Source organism: Sphingomonas sp. Xoc002 (genome assembly GCF_050408055.1).
In the GTDB taxonomy this organism is placed as follows: domain Bacteria; phylum Pseudomonadota; class Alphaproteobacteria; order Sphingomonadales; family Sphingomonadaceae; genus Sphingomonas; species Sphingomonas yabuuchiae.
Window position 1 is genome coordinate 2,317,504 of record NZ_CP191175.1, and the last position, 19,963, is coordinate 2,337,466.

Annotated in this window: 21 protein-coding genes; 20 read left to right on the forward strand and 1 reads right to left on the reverse strand. The window is 64.9% G+C overall.

Annotated features, from left to right (window positions below):
• Window positions 1-119 precede the first annotated feature (119 nt).
• The 20 genes from ACQR50_RS10435 to ACQR50_RS10530 all read left to right on the forward strand — a co-directional run bounded on the left by ACQR50_RS10435 (window position 120) and on the right by ACQR50_RS10530 (window position 19,171).
• Window positions 120-611 (forward strand): terminase, encoded by a 492-nt coding sequence (locus ACQR50_RS10435; protein WP_428968265.1) that lies wholly within the window; start codon window positions 120-122, stop codon window positions 609-611.
• Window positions 577-2,592, forward strand: coding sequence for a phage terminase large subunit family protein (locus ACQR50_RS10440; protein ID WP_428968266.1), 2,016 nt, complete (start codon window positions 577-579; stop codon window positions 2,590-2,592). The genes ACQR50_RS10435 and ACQR50_RS10440 overlap by 35 nt, the downstream gene beginning before the upstream one ends.
• Complete coding sequence (locus tag ACQR50_RS10445; RefSeq protein ID WP_428968267.1) at window positions 2,592-2,786, forward strand: hypothetical protein; 195 nt, start codon at window positions 2,592-2,594, stop codon at window positions 2,784-2,786. The genes ACQR50_RS10440 and ACQR50_RS10445 overlap by 1 nt, the downstream gene beginning before the upstream one ends.
• On the forward strand, window positions 2,786-3,004 hold the full coding sequence (locus ACQR50_RS10450) for a phage head-tail joining protein (RefSeq protein ID WP_428968268.1): 219 nt from the start codon (window positions 2,786-2,788) through the stop codon (window positions 3,002-3,004). The genes ACQR50_RS10445 and ACQR50_RS10450 overlap by 1 nt, the downstream gene beginning before the upstream one ends.
• Entirely contained in the window at window positions 3,001-4,497 is a 1,497-nt protein-coding gene (locus ACQR50_RS10455; protein WP_428968269.1) for a phage portal protein, read from the forward strand. Before ACQR50_RS10450 ends, ACQR50_RS10455 begins: the two co-directional genes overlap by 4 nt.
• A gap of 12 nt (window positions 4,498-4,509) precedes the next feature.
• Window positions 4,510-6,699 carry a prohead protease/major capsid protein fusion protein gene (locus tag ACQR50_RS10460; RefSeq protein WP_428968270.1) on the forward strand — a complete coding sequence of 730 codons (2,190 nt, stop codon included), beginning with the start codon at window positions 4,510-4,512 and terminating at the stop codon, window positions 6,697-6,699.
• 80 nt (window positions 6,700-6,779) lie between these two features.
• Window positions 6,780-7,079: a hypothetical protein gene (locus ACQR50_RS10465; RefSeq protein WP_428968271.1), complete on the forward strand. Its 300-nt coding sequence runs from the start codon at window positions 6,780-6,782 to the stop codon at window positions 7,077-7,079.
• 15 nt (window positions 7,080-7,094) lie between these two features.
• Window positions 7,095-7,421: a DUF2190 family protein gene (locus ACQR50_RS10470; protein ID WP_428968272.1), complete on the forward strand. Its 327-nt coding sequence runs from the start codon at window positions 7,095-7,097 to the stop codon at window positions 7,419-7,421.
• A 108-nt stretch (window positions 7,422-7,529) separates the two neighbouring features.
• A complete protein-coding gene (locus tag ACQR50_RS10475) occupies window positions 7,530-7,826 on the forward strand; it encodes a head-tail joining protein (RefSeq protein ID WP_428968273.1) in 297 nt (98 codons plus the stop codon).
• A 2-nt stretch (window positions 7,827-7,828) separates the two neighbouring features.
• Complete coding sequence (locus ACQR50_RS10480) at window positions 7,829-8,251, forward strand: HK97-gp10 family putative phage morphogenesis protein (RefSeq protein ID WP_428968274.1); 423 nt, start codon at window positions 7,829-7,831, stop codon at window positions 8,249-8,251.
• Window positions 8,248-8,655 carry a hypothetical protein gene (locus ACQR50_RS10485; RefSeq protein WP_428968275.1) on the forward strand — a complete coding sequence of 136 codons (408 nt, stop codon included), beginning with the start codon at window positions 8,248-8,250 and terminating at the stop codon, window positions 8,653-8,655. Before ACQR50_RS10480 ends, ACQR50_RS10485 begins: the two co-directional genes overlap by 4 nt.
• A gap of 11 nt (window positions 8,656-8,666) precedes the next feature.
• Entirely contained in the window at window positions 8,667-9,146 is a 480-nt protein-coding gene (locus ACQR50_RS10490) for a phage tail tube protein (protein WP_428968276.1), read from the forward strand.
• Window positions 9,146-9,604: a hypothetical protein gene (locus ACQR50_RS10495; protein WP_428968277.1), complete on the forward strand. Its 459-nt coding sequence runs from the start codon at window positions 9,146-9,148 to the stop codon at window positions 9,602-9,604. The genes ACQR50_RS10490 and ACQR50_RS10495 overlap by 1 nt, the downstream gene beginning before the upstream one ends.
• A gap of 83 nt (window positions 9,605-9,687) precedes the next feature.
• Window positions 9,688-9,945: a hypothetical protein gene (locus tag ACQR50_RS10500; RefSeq protein ID WP_428968278.1), complete on the forward strand. Its 258-nt coding sequence runs from the start codon at window positions 9,688-9,690 to the stop codon at window positions 9,943-9,945.
• A 25-nt stretch (window positions 9,946-9,970) separates the two neighbouring features.
• Entirely contained in the window at window positions 9,971-13,213 is a 3,243-nt protein-coding gene (locus ACQR50_RS10505) for a phage tail tape measure protein (protein WP_428968279.1), read from the forward strand.
• The gene (locus ACQR50_RS10510; protein WP_428968280.1) at window positions 13,213-13,809 is read left to right on the forward strand and encodes a hypothetical protein; all 597 of its coding nucleotides are present in this window, start codon (window positions 13,213-13,215) and stop codon (window positions 13,807-13,809) included. The genes ACQR50_RS10505 and ACQR50_RS10510 overlap by 1 nt, the downstream gene beginning before the upstream one ends.
• The gene (locus ACQR50_RS10515) at window positions 13,809-14,378 is read left to right on the forward strand and encodes a hypothetical protein (RefSeq protein WP_428968281.1); all 570 of its coding nucleotides are present in this window, start codon (window positions 13,809-13,811) and stop codon (window positions 14,376-14,378) included. The genes ACQR50_RS10510 and ACQR50_RS10515 overlap by 1 nt, the downstream gene beginning before the upstream one ends.
• A complete protein-coding gene (locus ACQR50_RS10520; protein ID WP_428968282.1) occupies window positions 14,371-14,793 on the forward strand; it encodes a DUF6950 family protein in 423 nt (140 codons plus the stop codon). Before ACQR50_RS10515 ends, ACQR50_RS10520 begins: the two co-directional genes overlap by 8 nt.
• Window positions 14,781-16,784 carry a hypothetical protein gene (locus tag ACQR50_RS10525; protein ID WP_428968283.1) on the forward strand — a complete coding sequence of 668 codons (2,004 nt, stop codon included), beginning with the start codon at window positions 14,781-14,783 and terminating at the stop codon, window positions 16,782-16,784. The genes ACQR50_RS10520 and ACQR50_RS10525 overlap by 13 nt, the downstream gene beginning before the upstream one ends.
• Before the next feature lie 14 nt (window positions 16,785-16,798).
• Window positions 16,799-19,171 (forward strand): hypothetical protein, encoded by a 2,373-nt coding sequence (locus ACQR50_RS10530; RefSeq protein WP_428968284.1) that lies wholly within the window; start codon window positions 16,799-16,801, stop codon window positions 19,169-19,171.
• Here ACQR50_RS10530 and ACQR50_RS10535 read toward each other — a convergent pair.
• On the reverse strand, window positions 19,155-19,823 hold the full coding sequence (locus ACQR50_RS10535; protein WP_428968285.1) for a 2OG-Fe(II) oxygenase: 669 nt from the start codon (window positions 19,821-19,823) through the stop codon (window positions 19,155-19,157). The two genes, ACQR50_RS10530 and ACQR50_RS10535, sit on opposite strands and share 17 nt — an antisense overlap.
• Window positions 19,824-19,963: the final 140 nt, after the last annotated feature.

The following is a 19,963-nucleotide window of genomic DNA, read 5'->3' on the forward strand; positions in this document are numbered from 1 at the left end:
TTCGGTCTAGCCACAAGAAAACCGCATAGTTCTTCCTCCCTCTTGGCGCTGAAACCCCCGGAAAACCGCCATTTCTTGGCATTTTTACAGGGAAGTATGACCCCCTTGGGAGGGAAGTGGTGGAAATCGACCTCGAAGAACCAACTCGGCCCCAGATCGCGGCCATCCTTGGCGTCTCCAGCCGCTGGATCGGCGAGCTTAGATCGAAGGGTGACCTGCCGCCCGACGGATCGACCCTGCTCGAACACCTGGAAGCATGGGCCGCCAGCAAATACGGGATCGAAGGCGCACAGGATGCGCTGGACCTCGATGCCGAAAGCGCCCGGCTCAAGAAGGAGCAGGCCGACAGCAAAGCGATGGATAATGCGGAGCGTCGCCGGGAACTGGCGTCGCTGCCCGACATGTCCGGTGCCGTCGTCTCGGTGATCGCCCTGGCTGTCACCCGGTTGCAGCAGGTCGGGCTGGAGGTGGCGAACGGCGACCACAAGCTGCGCGCCAAAATCGACACCGCCATCAACGATGCCCTGGAAGAATTGACCGTGGCGCGCGTCGAGGAGGCAAGAGGCGGGGGCCTGAATGAGGAAGAGCCCTCGGACGAAGAAGAGGGCTGAACCCTCGGCCATTCAGGTTGTCGGCGCGGAGATCGCGGCGGCGGCCCGCGAATGGCTCAGCATCTTCAAGCCTCGGATCAAGCCCAAGCTGTCCGAATTCATGCGCGATCATGGCCGGACGGACGATGGGCGGCGCATCCGACCGTTCCCGTTCCAGTCAGATATGGCGGACGCCTTCACCGACCCGGAGACCGAGCAGGTCTCGGTTCGGAAGAGCAGCCGCATCGGCTACTCGACCATTCTGCAATGCTTCGTCGCGTATCGCATCCGGTACGACCCGGCGCGCTCGCTGATCTACCAGCCGACTATCGACGACGCCGAGAAGTTCAGCCGCGACGACCTCGACCCGGTCCTGCAATGGAAGATCGTCCGCGAGGTCGCGACGTTCAAGCCACGGCACGCCGATAACCAGATCCGGGCTAAGCGTTACAAAGGCGGCTGGATCCAGATTAAGGGCGCGAACAGCCCAAAGGAATTTCGGCGCGTCACCTCGGATGACGTATTCCTGGAAGAATGTGACGGATACCCGTGGGCCGCCAAGGAGGAAGGTGACCCGGCCCGACTGGCCTTCAAGCGCAACCTTACATCGCCGCGCCGTTTCCGCGCTGCCGGTTCGACCCCCAAGGTCAAAGGCTTCAGCCGGATTGACGCGCTGTTTGAGCAGGGCAGCCAGGAATATCGGTACGTTCCCTGCCCCGATTGCGGGCACATGCAGAAGCTGGTGTTCGGCGATGGTACCGGCGCTGGCATCCGGTGGGAGCCGCGTCACGCACCGACCCGCGCTTGGTACCAGTGCGAAAACGGCTGCGAAATCGACGAAGAGCACAAACCGTGGATGGACGAGCAGGGCGAATGGCGGGCCGACAATCCTGCCGCCTACCCCCGGCACCGATCCTTTCATATCTGGGCCGCTTATAGTCAGCATCCCGGCGCCGCCTGGCTCGAGATCGCCCGCGAGTTTCTGGAGGTCCGGCACGATCCGAACCTCTTGCGAACCTTCGTCAATCAGACGCTCGGCGAGGCATGGGCCGAAAAGGGCGAGGCCCCGGAGTGGCAGCGCCTTTACGATCGCCGGGAGAAGGCGATGCAGATTGGCACACCGCCATCCTGGACAGGCATCCTGGTCGGATCAGCCGACGTCCAGCGCGGCGGCGGCGGTCGCATAGACCTCGACATATGGGCGTTCGGGCCGCGACGTCAGCGCGCCTTCGTCGAGCGGATCGAGATCGACGGCGCGATTGCGGACGCCGCGACATGGGAGAAGCTGGACCGCGAGGTCGCGCGCGAATGGGTGACAACTGACGGGCGGAGGCTCCGGCTGTCCCGCTGTGGTGTCGATTCCGGCGACGGCGAAAACACCATGACCGTCTATGCCTGGGCGCGCCGGCATCCGGGCTTCGCCATGGCGCTGAAAGGCCGCCATTCGCTTGCCGCCGCCCAGGCCATCGCCGGTCCGTCGTGGATGGACATGTCGATCGGCGGCAAGAAGCTGAAACGGGGCGTGCGGCTCTGGACCGTCGGCACCTCTATGCTGAAGCTGGAGCTATACGGCGACATCCAGTTGGAAAAGCCGGTTGACGGCGGCGAATATCCCGACGGCTTCGTCTTCCTGCCCGATGGCATGTCGGACGAGCTGGTCAAGCAGCTGGTCGCCGAGCAGCTGAAGATGATCAAGATGCGCAACGGCATGGTCCGGCGCGAATGGGAAAAGCTGCGGGACCGCAACGAGGCGCTCGACAACGCGGTCTATGCCCGCGCGATCGCGATCAGCCTCGGCGTGGACCGCTGGACGCCGCGGCAATGGGATCAGGTCATCAAGGCGACGATCGTCGCCGACCCCGATCCGCCGCCGCAATCGAAAAGCGCTGCTGCGGTGAAGAAGAAGCCGCCGCCCGCTGCCAAGCCACCGACCAAACCGGCGCGGATCGGAGCCAAGTTCGGCTCTCGCAAGGGGGCGGGTTGGATGAAAAGGAGGTCGTGATGGACGATCCGTTCGTGATGACCCGGGCCGAGGCGGACGTCGTCAACGCCCTCGCACTGGCGTGGAACGCCTATTTGGAACTGCCGATCGAGCACACCGACGATCAGCCGGAGTTCCGGGCGCTGGTCCACGCCGCGCAGGACAAGGTGCTTGCGCGCGTCGGCCGCCGCCAGATCAATTCGGGGAAGCGCTGATGGCGTTCACGCAATCTGACGTCGACGCGATGCAGGCCGCGATCGGTAGTGGTGTCCGCAAGGTCACCTTCGCCGATGGGCGCAGCACCGAATATCAGAACCTCGACGCCATGCTGTCCGCGCTGAACATCATGCGTGGGGATGTGGCGAAGGCGGCCAATGCCGCGACGCGCAATAGCCGCCGCCTGATCATCGGGCGTGTGGGGCGTTGCCGGTGAATATCGTCGATCGCCTCGTCGGCTGGGCCAGCCCGGAGAAAGGTTTGCGGCGTCAGCATGCGCGCAAGCTGCTCGACCGTTCGGCGCCGCCCAAGCGCAGCAAGCGGTTCGCCGGCAGCGGCGGCAGCACCTGGGGCGTAAACACCGGCAAGCCCAATGACGCCCGCCCTGGGCGCTTCGTCAGCCGCCAGGAGGTCCTGACCCTCGTCGCCGAAAATCCATTCGCGCGGAAGGCGATGAATGCGCTGCTCAACAGCTTCATTGGCTGGGGCATCAAGGGCATCCCGAGCGGGTCGCGCAACCTGAAGAAGGCGTGGGCGGACTGGATCAAGGTGTGCGACTTCAATGGTCGCCTCGACCTGTATGGCCTGCAAGAGCTTTGGGCCCGGCACATGTTCCGCGACGGGCGCGTGTTCATCGTCCGCCGCCTGGTCAAGGGTGTGGGGCTCAGCGCGGTCCGCTTGCAGACCTTCGACCGCGGCATGCTCGCCACAGGCAAGATCGGCGACCGGATCGAGGGCGGCGTTGAATATGACGAGGATGCCCGCCCCGTCCGTTACCATTTCAACCGGACCCGCCCCGGCAATCGCTGGTGGACCGGTGAGACCATTTCCTTTCCCGCAGAGGACGTGATCGACCTCTATCACGCCGAATATGTCGGCCAGACGGATGGCATCTCGATTTACGAAAGCGTGGTGAAGCGCCTGGGCGATGTCGACGAGGGCATCGAGGCCGAGGTGGTGAAGGCCAATATCTCGGCGTGCATGGTCGGTTTTCGCTATCGCTCGAATGAGGGAGTCGGGCCGGAATCGACGATCGGTATCCCGACCGAGAGCGACCCCGATCGGCCGCCGGTTGAAGAATTCGTCCCCGGTATGATTGAGCAGCTTGAGGACGGCGAGCAGATCACCTTTTCCAACCCGCCCAAGACGGGCGGTATCGCCGACCTGGCTCGGCTTGCGCTGCTCGCCTCCGCGGCTGGCGTCGGCACCACCTATGAGCAGATGACCGGCGATCTCTCGAATGTGAACTTTTCCAGCTACAAGGCTGGTCGCCTCGAGTTCAACCGCATGATCGGCCGCGTGCAGTTCCTGACCTTCATCCCGATCGCGCTCGACCGCGTCTGGAGCTGGTTCCACGGTTTCGGCATCGAGATCGGCCGCTTCCCCGACCGCGAGGTCGCCATGCAGTGGACACCGCCGCCCATCGAGTCGATCGACCGTATCGGCGATGCCGAGGCCGACATCCTCGAGATGGAAGCAGGCCTTGAAAGCCGGCCGAACCTGCTGGCGGGTCGCGGTTACGACGAAGACGAGATCATCGACCAGACGGCCAAGAGCCGGGAGAAGGCCAAGGCCAAGGGCCTGACCTTCAAGGGTGACCTTCCCGCTGATGGCGAGGCGATCAGCAATGTCGCCGGCGGCCGATCGCCAGAACTGATCCTTGGCCGCGCCATGATGCGGCTCCTCCGGCGCGCCCGCGTCGACGACTGACCTGGAGGTCTTATGAACAAGCCGACCCCAGCGCCTTCCGGCGCTGCCGATGCGCCGCGCCAAGTCGGCGACACGGTGAACGCTCCCCTGCCGCCTGCCCGCAAGGGCCGCGCCAAGGCCGCGCTGATCGCCGGGGCCTGTCTGCTGGGCGCCGCTGGCATGCTGACGCGCGAGCCGCCCAGCCAGGCCGATCATCAGCGCGGCGCCCCGCCGCCCGCGCGTGGCAGCCGCGCCGCTACCTTCAACGCCTCGTCCTATAATGCCGAGGCGCGCACCGTCGACGCGGTCTTCTCATCGGGTGCGGAGGTTCGCCGCTATTTCGGCAGCGAGTTCCTGACGATCTCCGAAGAGGCGATCGACCTCAACCGCGTCGCCTCCAACCTCTGCCCGTTCCTCAATTCCCACAACCAATGGGACATCGGCGCGGTCCTCGGCCGTGTCGTATCGGCGCGGATCGAGAACGACCAGCTGGTCGGCACGCTCGCCTTTGCCGACACCGATGCGGGCCGCTCGGCCGAGGGCATGGTGTCGCGCGGTGAACTGACCGGAATTTCCATCGGGTACGCGGTGCGTACCTGGACGCTCACCGAATCCACCGATGATCGCGACACCTGGACCGCGACCCGGTGGGAATTGCTCGAAGTGAGCCTTGTCCCTGTTCCTGCCGATCCGAACGCCGGGGTGCGGTCGGCAGCGCCCCATCAAGCCCCGGCTGGCGCACCCGCCACCAACGAGGAAGACGATATGAACCGGAGTTTGCCGGGCGGCGGTGTCGCCCATCCCAACGCCAACCGTGGCGCTGCGCCGTCGGCGGCCGATGCCACCGTCGTGGTCGAGCCGAACGGTGACACCCGCACCGAGCCCAACGGCAGTGCTCCGGCTCAGCGTGCCGCACCGACGATTGCCGCCAGCCGCATTCTTGAGCTTTGCGGTCGCAGCGAGGAATTGGGCAGCACCTTCGCCGGTGAACTGATCCGTGACGCCGAGGCGGGCACCCTCACCGAGGCGTCGATGCAGCAGCGCATCGCCGATCGGCTGATCGAGGCTCGCGCCCGTCCGTCGATCGATGCCCGCGCGGCGCAGCATGGCACCGACGAGGATAGCTACCGCCAGGCGCTCGCCGACGCGGTGACGCTGCGGGCGACGCCGAATGATCGCCTGGACGACGATGCCAGCCGCCCCTCTGCCCAGCGCCTCGCTGCGGCTCGCGACTTCCGCGGCATGACCATGATGGAGATGGCGCGTTTCCATCTCGGTCGCACCGGCACCGACATGCGCGGTATGGGTCGCCTCCAGATCGCAGGCGAAGCCCTCGGCCTGATGCGTGGCGGCGCGCTGACCACCAGCGATTTCGCCAACGCGCTGTCGTTCGCCGCCAACCGCCGGGTGCGCGCCGCCTTCGCGGCGGCACCGCAGACCTTCCGCCAGTGGGTCGGCACCGACACGCTGCCTGACTTCAAGCCTGCGCAGATCGTCGGCCTGGGTGATGCCCCCGCTCTCCTGCTGGTGCCGGAAAACGGCGAGTTCCAGCGCGGCGCGATCGCCGACACCGGCCTGACCTATCGCCTCCAGACCTATGGTCGCATCATCCCGATCACGCGGCAGGCGATCGTCAATGACGACAAGCAGCTCTTCGGCCGGATCCCCACCATGTTCGGGCGCAAGGCGGCCGACCTGGAATCGGACCTCGTCTATGGCACGCTGCTGTCGAACCCGAACATGGGTGACGGTCAGCCGCTGTTCTCGACCACGGCGGGCAATCTGGCTGCTTCCGGTTCGGCGATCACCGTCGCCTCGGTGGCGGCGGGCGAGACCGCCATGCTCCAGCAGAAAAATGACGAAGGCGGCGCGATGACGATCCGCCCGGAATTCCTGATCGTCGGCCCGCTCCAGAAGGTGTCCGCGCAGGCGTTCCTGACGGCGGTCGCGGCGGCCAAGACCTCGGACGTCAACCCGTATCCGGGCAACCTTCAGCTGGTCGTCGAGCCGCGCATCACCGGGTACCAGTGGTTCCTCTCGGCATCGCCGGACGCCTTCGACACCATCGTCCTGGCGCATCTGGACGGGCAGGAAGAGCTCTTCACCGAGACCCGTGTCGGCTTCGACGTAGACGGCGTCGAAGAGAAGGCCCGTCTCGATGTCGGCGCTGCTGCCGTCGATCGCCGCGGCCTGTACCGCAACCCCGGCGCCGCCCCGGCCTGAGCCCAATGATCGGTCGGGCTTCGGCCCGACCTTTCCCCTGTCCGGATAGCTGACGGCGACCGTCAGCATGGAGATCAACCATGAGACTGATTCAGATTGTCGCCGTCGCCGTCGTGGCCGGCGCTGTTCGCCATGCGATCGAGGGACCGATCCCCGTGCGCGATGATGAAGAGGCCGCGCGCCTCGTCGAACTGGGGCTCGCCGAGTTCGCCGACGAGGTGGCGGACGGTGATGAAGGCGACGACGAAGACCTCGTCGCCATGCAGGTCCCCTACCTGAAGAAGCTGGCGGAAGACGAGGGCGTGGACCTCGGCTCGGCCACCAAGAAGGCGGACATCATTGCCGCCATCAATGCGCACCGCGCTGCTGCGGGCCAGTAAGGAGCAAATCAGACCATGAAGAACTTCCTTCAGCCCGGTCATAACGTACCGGGCGTCGCGCCCTATCCGCTGGCAAGCGGCAACGGCTATCTCGACGGCGCCGAGTTCGCCATCGCTTCGAACGATGCGGCAGCGGGCGCGTCGGTCGTCGGCGTCACCAACGGCGTGTTCTCGCTGCCCAAGGCGGCGGTCGCGATCACCCGCAAGACGGTGGCCTATTGGGACAACACCAACCGCAATGTCACCAACTCGGCCAGCGGCAACACCAAGATCGGCCTGTTCCGGGATGGCGCGCTCGCTGGCGACGCCACGGTTGCTGTCAAGCTGATCCCGTCGATCTAACATGGTCGACCCGTTCGTCGCAGCGCTGGATGCGCAATTCCACGCACCCGGCTCTGCGGCGGCGGTCTATGATGACGGGGACCGGCCGTGACCCATTGGGACGCAGCCATGGCAGCGATCGATGCGGCCTTCGCCGATCCTGAACCGCTAATATATCTGGTCGCTGGTGCTTCCGTATCGCTCGCGCCGTTTCAGGCTATACGCACGGACGGCGAGGCGACATTCGGCGGCGGGGTATCATCCCCCCGCACATCATACGAAATCAACCCAACCTATGTCGCGCAGCCGAAGCGCGGCGACAATTTCGAGCATCGCGGACGGCGCTGGAAGGTGGAGGAGGCCAACTGGCTTCCCGCCATCAATCGCTGGGACGTCCGCGTGTCTGATGCAGGTCCGCTGGCCTGACCATGTTCGGGTTCACCGTCGAGGGTTTCCGCGATCTTGACCGTCAACTGGAGCGCCTCGAGCGGACCATGGATGAGGATCGGCTGCGCGCCGCCCTCCGCCAAGGTGCCCAGCCGATCGTTGATGAGGCCAAGCGTCTCGTGCGCGTCGACACGGGTCGGCTGCGCGACAGCATCATGGCCGTCGATGACCGCGATGGTCGCCTGTACGGCAAGCTTAATGGCGGTGACGGCGTGTCCGTCTATGTCGGGCCGGTCGGGTCCGATGAGAATGGCGACGTCTATTATGCCAGGTTCCAGGAATTCGGCACCGTCATCATGCGGGCCAATCCCTTCATGCGCCCGGCCATCGCCGCCAAGCGGCCAGAGGCTGAGGCGCTTGTGCAGTCGATCCTGACGCAAGCCGCCATGGAGGTGCTGCGATGACGCTGGAAGACGCCATCGAGACACGGCTGCTGGCCTCCGACGATCTGACCGCGCAGATTGCTGATCGCGTCGGTTGGACTCGCCGCCTGGCTGGCATCCCGGCAATCACGCTGCAGGTCATATCCGATCCGCGTCCCCAGCATTTCAAGGGCTTCCAGCCAACCCGACCATCGCTGGTGCAGCTCGATGTCTGGAGCGCCGACCCGCGAGAGGCCGCGGCAATCCGGGATGTGTGTATCGCCATCCTCGCACCGGCTGACACCGTCGAGAACGTCCGGTTCCAACGCGCGATGATCACCAGCATTCGCTCGGGCGCCGAGCCTGATCGCAGTGGCGACAACCAATCCTACGCGGGCGAGCTGCACCGCGAGAGCATTGACTTTTCCTTCCTTCACAACGCCTGAAAGGGACAATCATGGACGCCAACGGCAATAGCGAGGCCCAGTCCGGCTGGGGCTCGGGCTTTTTCATGGGGCTGACCGCCTCGACGATGATCGAGATCTCCGAAGTCACCAAGATCCCGTTCGCCGAGGAGAAGGCTGGCACCTTCGAAAAGACGCATTTCAAGTCGCCCAATCGCCGCAAGGAATATGGTGCCGCGCTGATCGAGCCGGGCGAGGACACGCTGGAGATCAATTACATCCCCGGCTCGCCGACCGACCTGCTGCTGACGGCGGCTCATAACAGCGGTGCGCCGTATATCTATGAGACCTACCTGCCCGCGCCTGGCAACAAGTGGTGGAAGGTCAGCGGCTATCTGATCGTCCAGTCGCGTGGCCGCTCGGTGCCGATCGACAACGGCATGAAGCAGATGGTCAGCGTGCGGTTCACCGGGGCCTCGTCTGAAGCGGGCGCGACCGCACAGCGGACCGTCTCGGCCGGGTCGGGCTCGTAATGCGCGGCGGGATCGTGTTCGACGCCGGGGGGCAGCGGTACACGCTGTTCCTCGGCAATGCCGCGCAGTGCGCCGTCGAAGAGCAGTATGATCGCGGCTTCTTCGCCGTCGTCGCCGATGCGATGCCCGGTATCGATCCGCAGGTCGCCATGGCGGTCGCGCGGGCGATGCAGACGGGGGCCGAGCTGTCTCCGGCTTTGGCGGCCAAAGCCCAGGAAGGCCTGCGCAGCATTCGGCTTAGCGTGCTGCGCGATCTCGCATGGCATGGCCTGCGCGAGCATCATCCCGACATCACGCTGCCTCAGGTCAGCACGATCGCCGATGAACTGGGCCGTGACGCGTTCAGCGAGATCATCGGCCGGGCGCTGCGCGCGGCGCAGGGTGAAGCCGAGGAGTCGGGTCCCGCTCCCGCCCTGGGAAAGCCCAAGCCGCCGAGGTCCCGCAAGACCCGCGGCTGAGGACTGAATGGGGAAAGCTGGAGCGCCAATGGGCGCGCTTCGGCCTACCTCCTGAAATTTTCTGGAAAATTACGCCCGCTATCATGCGGTCGACGATCCTTGGTCGCATCGATGCTCGGCGGGATGATTACGAACTGGCCAAATACGCAGGCTGGAAAGCGATCTGGTTCCACCGCCAGGAGCGGTTGGAGCCATTCGGGGCCTATGCGGTGAAAGAGCAGCCAGAAGCCGATGGCGAGCGCCAGCGGCCAGAAGAGATGCTGGCCTCTCTCGTCAGCCGGGCAGGCAGCGGTGCCCCGATCAATGTCGAACTAGTCGACAGACCCCGCCCGCGGGGCTGAACCCCGTCAACGTCAGGAGGTGGCGATGGAAGCAATGCTCGCTAACCTCACCTTTGGGATGAACGTGCGCGACGCCGCCTTCCGGTCTGCGCTCGCGACAGATCGTGCCGAGTTGCAGCGCACCGAGAGCCAGTTTCGCCAGTCCGGCAATGGCATGTCGGCGGCGATGCAGGACGCCGCGCGGGAGATCAACCGCGCGGCGCTGGCGATGATCGACAGCCTGTCGCGCGCGGCTGACAAGGTGCGCAACGCCGGACTGATCATGACGGCCGCGCTCACCGTGCCGCTCGCGGCGGCCGGGAAGACCGCCAAGGACACCGCGTCCGATTTTCAGGTCGCGATGAACAAGGTACAGGCCGCCATGCTCGACGCTTCGCCCGAGCAGCTGAACAAGTTGCGCGATGCAGCCCTCGAGCTTGGCCCCGCCTATGGTAAGAGCGCGATCGAGGCGGCGGGCGCGATCGAGAATCTCGCCAAAAACGGCATGGACGCTGCGTCGATCCTGGGCGGCGGCCTAGCTGGGGCGCTGGCGCTTGGCGTCGTCGGGCAGACCAACCTTGGCGACGCGGCCGACGCGACGACCGATATCCTTCAGCAGTTTCATATCTCGGCAGGACAGCTGCCGACCATCGTGGACAAGGTCAGCGGCGCGCTCGACGCGTCAAAGCTGTCCTTCGACGGATACAAGGATGCGATCGGCCAGGTTGGCGGCATCGCTGGCGGCCTTGGCTATCAGTTCGAAGACATGAACACTGCTTTGGCTGCCGTCGTCCCGCTGATGACGGGCGGTGCCGATGCCGGGACCTCGTTCAAGACCTTCCTCCTCGCGCTGGTGCCGCAGTCGAAGGACGCGGCCGACGTGATGGATAAGCTTGGCCTGTCGTTCTTCAACGCGAACGGCAGCGCCAAGTCGTTGAGCGAAGTCGCGACGCAGCTGAATGAGAAGCTGACCCCGCTGACGGACAAGTCTCGCCAGACCGCGCTGACCAAGATGTTCGGTACGGATGGCATGCGGGTGGCCATCGCGCTGATGCAGGCCGGCGCCAAGGGTATCGCCGACGTCCAGGCACAGATCGATAAGGCGTCCGCCAACCAAAAGATGGCGGCGCTGCTCGACGGCGAAGCGGCAGCGACTCAGCGTGTCGCCAGCGCCTGGGAGAAGCTGAAGATCGTCGTCGGCGAGGCAGGGATCATCCAGGCGTTCACGATGGTGAAGGAGGCGACCGCCTCTGTTCTGTCGGTGCTCGCCAGCGGGCCGCCTTGGTTCTACAAAATCATGGTCGCGGTCGGACTGTTCGCGGCATCGCTGGGTCCGCTTACGCTGGCGCTGTTGCAGGTCGCGAAGATCGGCTTGCCACTGCTGCTTCTCCGGCTGGGCCCCGTCGCGCTCGGCATCGCTGCGATCATCAATCCAATGGGCGTGCTGATCCGGCTGCTCGGACAGCTGGCACTTCAGGCCGGAGCATCCGCGATCCTTGCACGCCTGGGCACCGCAATGATCGGCTTCGCTGGCCCGATTGGCTTGGTCGTCACCGCGCTGACCGTTCTCGTACCGCTGCTATTCCGCAAGCGGGAGGCTTCTCTCGCCGCCCAGGCCGCAGTGGACGCCGCGCGCGAGGCGGATCGCCGGTCGACCCAGACCGCACTGGAACTGGCGAGCGCCACCGATAAAGCGCGTGCCGCCATCCTGGAAAAGGCCAAGGCAGACCGCGTTGCCGCACTTGATGCCGTTGCCAAGGCAAAGGCTGACATGGCTGCCGCACGCGCCTCCTATACCCGTGCCAAGGCAGATGCTGATCGTGCGGCGCAGCTGGGCCCGACGGATAGCGAGGGCGGGATTGGCGTCGCCCAGACAGCCGCCACGACCCGGTTCATGCAGGCCTCGGCCAACTTTCAGGCGAGCATCGACGCACTGGGCGGGCAGGTCCGCGCGCTGGACACGCTGAACAAGGCAATCGGATCGGCCAGCGCGGCCCCGACCGACCGGATCGATATGTCGTTCGACGACGAGAAGAAGAAAAAGGAGAAGAAGGGTCGCGACGCCGCGCAGGACGAGGCCAATTACCTCGACGAGCTCGGCCGCGCCCGCGTCGAACTTTTGCGCGCTCAGGCCGACATGACCGAGGATGGGCGCACCCGCCACCGCGCGGATCTCGCCGCGCTGGAAGAAGATCGCGCATCCTACGCCCGCCAGCTTGAGCTCGATAAGGGGCTGACCGACGCCAAGCGCCAGACACTCCTCGCCAAGCGGGACGAGGTGGTGGAGATTCAGCGCGGTGTCATCGACCAGACGCTGTTCCGTGCCGAGACGCAGAAGGCCTATGATCTGGCCAAGGCGGAGAACGACGCTCAGCAGGATCACCTGCGCGCGCAGATCGACCTGGTTGACAGCATGGAGGGGCGTCGCGACCTCGAACTGAGGCTGCTCGACCTCCAGCGTCAGCAGGAAGAAGCCGACCTCGAACTGATCCTGGCTACCAAGGCGACATCCTCGGCCGAATGGGACAATGCGCGCATGCGCAAGGACCAGCTCGACAAAATCTATGCAGATCGCCGCGCGTCGGTCGAGCGGCAGACGGAGGGTCCCGGTGCGGCGTATCTGCGCGAGATCAACGGCTCCGCGTCCGCGATTAACGAGCGTATTCAGGACGGTGCGGTCGGCGCGCTGCGCAATCTCAACACCGAACTGACCGATGCGATCATGGGCACGAAGTCGCTGTCCGACGCCTTTGCCAATATGGGCAAGCGCATCGTCGCGACGCTGATAGACATCGCCGTCCAGCAGAGGATCATTCGCCCGCTCGCCGAAAAGCTGCTGGGCGATGGGTCATCTGGGTCAACCGGCCTCGTCGGCAGCCTGGGGTCGATCTTCGGCTCGACCACTCAGTCGAGCAGCGCAGGAATCGTGGAGGGCGATCAAACGACGAAGGACAGCCAGTCGTGGCTGAAATCGCTGGGCGGATTCTTCCGCCTGTTTGGCGGCGGGCGCGCGACAGGCGGCCCGGTTGATGGCTCCCAGTGGTATCTCGTCGGGGAGCGCGGGCCCGAGCTTTTCGCCCCAGGGGTCAATGGGACAGTGATCCCGAACGGCGGCCTGCGCCCGGCAGGTGGAGCGTCGGTGGAGGTGCGTCCCTCGCCCTATTTCGACGCAGTCGTCGACGGTCGCGCGGCGCGGGTTGCGCAGCCGATCGCAACCGACATGACCTCGGCTGGCCTGCGTACCGCAGGGCGGGCACAGAGCTGGCGCGCGCGCCAGACGGTGCGCTGATGGCCGTGGTCGAACTACCTAACTGGGCTGTACCGAACAGTGCGTCACCCGCCTTCATGGACTTCGGAGGGGTTCTGCGTCCGTCTACCGGTGCCGCTCTACTTCGCGTCGATCGGCTCGGGTCGCGCTATAAGCTGACGCTCGGCTTCCCGCCGTTCGACGATCCCGATCAGGGCCGCGTCATCGTGTCGCGCCTCATTCGCGCCAAGCGCATGGGGCTCCGCGTCGAGGTGCCGCTGCTCGCACCCCAGGTGATTGAGGACGCGATCGTCGACGGGGCGGGGCAGGCAGGCACGACGCTTCGCCTGCGTGGCCTGTTTCCCCGCCGCGTCGTGCGCGAGGGATATTGGCTGTCGGTCGAGAAGGCAGACGGTCAGCATTTCCTGCACAATGTTGCGGGTGAGAGCATCGCCGATGCAGCGGGCAAGGTCGGGCTGCCCCTGTCGGAAATGCTGCGCTGGCCATTTGCTGACGGCGCGCGGGTTCATCTGGTGCGCCCGATGATCGAAGGGCTGGTCGACGGCAGCGAGCAGGCTTGGTCGATCAGCGTCGAGAAATTCACCCATGTCGAATTCACCGTCGAGGAGGCTGCCTGATGGATCGCATCCTGCTCGCGGGCCTCATGAAGATGGAGCTTCCCGGCCGCACAGTGCTGCTGTGCGACGGCGGCTTCGTACCGTGGGGCTCGGAAACCTATTTGAGCGTCGACGACACGTTCGGCACGATCGCAGGGTTTGAGGTCCCGGAGGAAGGCGTGGGATCGGTCATCCCCTCGGCTTCGGTGACGATGTTGCCGAAGAGCACCGCTGCAGCAATCGAGATATCGCAGCCCGCCTATCAGGGCTCGCGGATTCGGATGTGGGTTGCTGAGGTCGACGAGGCCACCGGCCAGATCATCGGTCAACCCGACCTTCAGGCCGACTGGCAGCTGGACCGGACGACACTACGCTCCAAGCGCGGGGAGCGACAGGTCACTATCGACTGTGTCAGCCGGTCGCAGCGGCTGCTGGCGAAGGTCGAAGGCAATACGCTATCGAGCGCCTTCCATTCGTCGACCTTCCCCGGCGAACGCGGGTTCGACAACGCCACCGGCTTGGAAGCATCGTTCGCGTGGGGCGTCGCATCGCCCCCGCGCGGCACGGTCGCGAGCAATACCAGTGCTTGACCTCGCGCAACGCGCCAGCAAGACCGAGGCCGTGGTGGCGCGGTTCCGCGGTCGGCCGTTCGACTGGAAGAGCCGGCGCACCTGCATCCATCTCGCGCGCGCTCAGGCCCGGGCGCTGGGCCATCGTCCGCCATCCGTGCCGGACTTCCGGTCACCGTTATCGGCCCGTTCGGCGCTGCGATCGACTGGTCATGAGACATTGGAGGCGCTGCTCGACAGCCTGTTTGAGCGCATTGCGCCGGCGGCCATGTGGCTCGGGGATCTCGCGCTCATGGCGGGCGGGGACGGCTTCGACGCGATCGTCATTGCGGTGGGCGGCAAGATGATCGGCTATCATCATGATCATCTGGCGGACGGGCCCGTCGCCATCGAGCCGGAGAGCATGACTTCGTTCATCGGGGCGTGGCGCCTGTGAGCGGCGTGTTGTCGGCCGTCGGCAAGGTCGCCGGTATAGTTGCCACTGTCGCGGCGTTCATCCCTGGGGGCCAGCCTGTCGCGCTGATCGCCGCAGCCGTCTCCGCCGGTGCCAATGTCGGCGCATCACTACTGGCGGTACCGCCGCCCGCGAAGGGATCTGTCAACGGCATCACGGTCGGCTCGGACCAACCGATGCCATACCTTATCGGGGAGACCTATTATGGCGGGAGCCGGGCCTATCAGATCGGCTATGGCCCGACCGTCAAGAAGGTGCCGAACCCCTACGCACTGATCGTCGACACCTATTCGGGTGCGGGTCCGATCGAGGGTCTGGTCGATGCCCAGGCCGACTTCGTGTCGCTGGGCATTCCGACGACCGGCGGGGCCGCTACAGGCTATGCGGCGGGCTTCCTGTGGGCTTCGGTGCAGCGCGGTGCCGTGCCGGAGCCATCTGCGCTCCAGCCGCACTGGTCGGGGGCGCCAGGCTGGGGCCCCGATTACAGGCTTTCGGGTCATGCGGCGATCGCCTGGTCGCTGCTGTTCGATCGTGACGGCAAGATCTTCGCCAGCGGTGTGCCGCAGCTCGGCGGAATCTGGCGCGGCCAGCTTTGCTGGGACCCTCGGCAGGACTCGACCTATCCCGGCGGTTCCGGCTCGCAGCGTTGGGCGGTGCCGACCGATATTGGCGCGCATGATGCGGCGCGGGCCAGTTGGAGCTATACTGAGAACCCAGGCTTGAACGCGCTAAAATACGCGATGGGTGTCTATCACCGTGATCTGCGCGTCGCGGGATCGACCTATCAGAAGGTCGCAGGCGTCGGGCTGCCGATCGATGCAGTGATCGTTGAGGACTTCGTTCACCTCGCCAATGTCTGCGCCGCCAATGGCTGGACCTGCGGCGGGGTCGTTTTCGAACCGGCGGCCGGTGGCCAGTCCACCCGCTGGCAGAACCTGTGCGACATCCTGGCAGCAGGCGGTGCCGAGCCGTGCTGGCGTGGTGGTCGCCTTGGCCTGAAGATCAACGCTCCGCGCGTCGCACTAGACACTGTCACGGCAGCCGACTTGGCGGATGACGAAATCGTCGTGTCTTCCGGATCGGGCTGGGAAGAGCGGCTGAACACGATTGTGCCGAAGTGGCGGTCACGCGATCACAAATGGGAATACGTCGCCTCCACCGAGCCGATATCAATCGCCGCGTATGTCGCAGTCGATGGCGAGGTGAAGCGAGCGGAGCGCCAGTTCAATCTGGTTCAGGATGGGGATCAGGGGGCGGAACTGGCGGCCTATGAGTTGGTCAACCGGCGCGAGCTTGGCGAGATCGAGATCGTGGTGAAGCCGCGGCTGCGGCGGTACGGACCTGGTGACATGCTGATCGTCGACTTGCCTGACGATGGTCTCGTGCAGCAGCCGTGCGTGATCTTGAAGCGCCAAGCGATGCCAGATCGAATGGCCTGGAAGTTCATCCTGATGGGCGAAACTCCGTCCAAGCACGCGTTCGCGCTTGGGCAGACCTCCGTCGCGCCGGCTATTCCGGCACTGCGCTCGACGGCCGATCTTGATGGCGTCGCGGCGCCGGTGCCAGATCAGAACGTCGAGCAGTTGCTCATTACCAGCAGTTATACGATCGGAGCGACGTTGAGCGCTTCCGATGCGGGCGGCAGTGCCATGGTCACGATCTCCGATCACAGCCGCGTCTATCAGGACCGCACCGTCGCGGTGACCGGATCCACGATTGCCGGACTGGCCAACGGAACGACCTATTTCTTCTATTATGACGACGCGGCGCGCGCGGGCGGAGCGGTGACGATCATCGCCACCACCAATGCGGCCGAGGCATTTTCCACCTCGACGACCCCAGCCCGCCATCACCTCGGCTCGGTGACGGCCCCGGCCCCGGGCGGTCCGCCGTCCCAGGGCGGCGGGTCCAGCCCACCGGGCGGCGATGGCCAGCCCATTCGATACCCCGAGGGCGACGAACGCATCCCCTAAACGCGGAGCATTACATGGCTCATACAGCCTACCTCCCGATCATCGCCGATCGATACGGCGCGGTCGTCCGTCACATCTTCGTCGTCGGGATGGACCTGACCGGGCTCGACATGCGCGCGCAGGTCCGCCTGTATGGCGATGTCCCCGGCACGCCGCTGGTCGACCTGCTGGCCGTCGGCAATGGGAATGCGCAGGGTCTCCGCCTTGTTGAGGTGACCAGCGACGACATCGGCATCCCGACCAGTCACGTCGAGCTCGTCATCAATGAATCGACGATGGAAGCCCTGCCCTATGCCGGGGAGATCGGCGACGTCACCACGCTGGCTTGGGACTGGCAGGTCACGATCGCGGGCCGCAAGCGCCGCCTGGCCAAGGGTGAATTCCAGATCACCGGCGACGGCGTCACCGGCGCCGAGGCAGCGCCCACCAATCGCATCTCCCCCTTCGGCCTCCCCCAGCGTCCCGTTGCTGACGTCTGGTCGTCCGCCCGCATGACTTTCGGAGAAGAGCAAGTGACCGTGCAAATCGACGGCGCCGATCTGGTCGCCCCGCTCGCCAAGAAGGCCGATGACGCTGCGGCGCGTGCCGCCAGCGATGCTCAGACCGCCAACCTCGCGGCTGGGTCAGCCCAGGCGGTCTCCCGCTATTTCACCACCCGCGCCGCTGGCGAAGCGGCCAGTGCGGCCGGACAGGCATTCGCTACCGACGACGGTGCCGGGAACGTCATCTATTACAAGCGGACGGCGAGCGGCTCGACGGAAATCGGGCGGGCCGTGACCCCTGGCTCGCTGGGCGCAGCCGACGGTGCCAGCCGCGTGGGCTATGGTACGACGACCGCTAAGGCAGCCCTCGACGCCACTGCCGCCAAGCTGGCCAAGGTGGTCTATGTCACCGATCCGCCATGGAATGCAGTCGGCGACGGCGTGACGGACGACAGCGCAGCCATCCAGGCATGCATCGATGCGAACAAAGGCGGGACAATCATCCTGCCAGCTGCAAAGACGTTCTTGGCAGCAGGGACGGTCCTCTCCGGTTCGACATATGACGATACGACGCTTCGGATTGAGGGGATCTACCTTTTAAAGCCCAGCGGCGGCGCATCCAATTTTGGGGGAGCGTCCCCGTTTTGGGGCGGTCTGATCGTTCATGATTGCGATGGGGTGACGGTCGACATTCCAGGAATGATCGATGGCAACCGAGGCAATCAGACGCAATGGCAGCAACATCACGCTGTTGTGTTCTGGGGAGCGACCAATTTTGCGGCGCCTCGGATCAACGCCAGAGAGGTTCGCGGCGATGCCGTGTATATTAGTTCGAAGACCAACCTCGCGCCGATGGTCAAGAACTCGTCGAACGGCCAGATCGGCACGATCGTGGCGACGAATAGCGACTATGACGGCCGCAATGCAATTTCGGTTGTCTCGGGGGAGAATATCGTTGTCGGCTCCGTCCTGGGGGTGAAGGTTGGAGGCGTCATCAACGGCGAACGGATGCCCGGCGGAGTCGACATCGAACCCGACGGCGCTTGGCACCTAGTCAAGCGTCTCCGTATTGCATCTGCGATCATAGACTCCGTTGGGACCTCGGGCATTGCCGTCATCGGCCACTCAAAGACCGAAAATGATGCGGTCGAAGACTGGAATTGCGTCGATGTCGAAATCGCAGACTTTTCGGTGTTTAGCCCGATCGCGACGACCGCCAATGGCGCCACTGGAGGACCATTGTTTAAGCGGGCGAAGGGGCTGAAAGTAGCGGGCAGCTTCACTCAGGGGCAGCGCGGAACGGGCTTCACCTTCGATTACATCGATGGCCTGATCGCTGACATTCGCGCCAGCGGCGTGATCCGCGGCGCGACATTTGGCGTGGCCGGAACAGTCCGAAACTTCGATGTCCGCATGACTGTATACGACCATTCGGGGGCAGCGGTGCAAACGACTGGCGTTCGGGACGGGCGTTTCAGCCTTCAAATTCGTGGAGCCCAGGGAGCGGGGTCCTATGGATTGCAGCTGGCTGATCTTGGCCGCGGCGTGACCCAGACGAACGTCGAATACGCTGTGGATATTCCATATAATGCAGGCCTTTCTGGCGGCATTATCGTTTCCTCCGTGCTGATCGGAGAAGGCACGCATGTGACGGGGAGAATGACCGGCTACGTCGGCACCGCTGGCGCCGCTCTTCAATTTGTTGGCGGCGTGATCCCGACCAAATTGGTCGAAGGCCGCAATATCCGAGTGGCAGTCCCAACCGCTGGCCTTTGGCTCCAGCGCGAGCAAATCTGGTATACGACGCCAGTCGCTGGAGCTTCGCCCGGCGCCATCTGTGTGCAATCCGGCGATTTCGCCGGAACGCCACCGCAATTCAAGCCGATGCCTATCCTCGCAGCTTGAACTTCAGCCTGTGCAATAGGTGTCGAGCGCCAAACCGCTCGCCACGGCGGGGCTGGTAATTTGTCATCTCGCTCCGCTGCGCACCAGGCGCTGGGTCGGCGCTATAGTAATAGAGGGCTATGCTGTTCCGGACGACATCCGCCGGGCACATGAGCGGGTCGGGATGACCGTGGAAGCTATCATCCGTCGTCGAAAAGACGGCGAGCCGGTTCAGAATCGGCTGGATCAATGCACCTGGCCCGCTCATGTCCGTATGCCAAAGCTCTAGGCTCCCGCCCCAAACCTTCTGCCAGCCGGGGTTGAGATAGAGCAGGACATTGACCCGCCGGTACATTTGCATCGTCCCGTGCCAGTTGAAGTCGGCATGGACCTTCAAAAATCCGCCGCGCCGGATCTGATGCACGCCGCCGCCGAATAGGTCAGGGTCTGCACGCAAGCCGCCAATACCGGTCAGGTCCTGGAGCCAGGCGACGAAGCCCGGCGCGCTCATTTCGCGGATCAGCCCCGCGGTGACCGGGCCCATTTTCGCCAAATCGCGCTGACCACCCTTGAGGTGCTGACCATAGAATTCCGCACTCATATCCACCGTGCGCGCTTTGATCTCGGCAGCAGCCGCTGTTGCGCGATCCGGCTCGAAAAAGTCGTCGAGCACGATGTGGGGGAATGGTGAGGCAGAAGCGTACTGCTCGCTGAGCCCCAGCGACTTCGGTTGCGTAGCCATAAACAGAATCTGCCCACCGCACTGATGCAGTGCAAGGAGAAAGCGACACCATGGATAATGCAAGCTTCGCG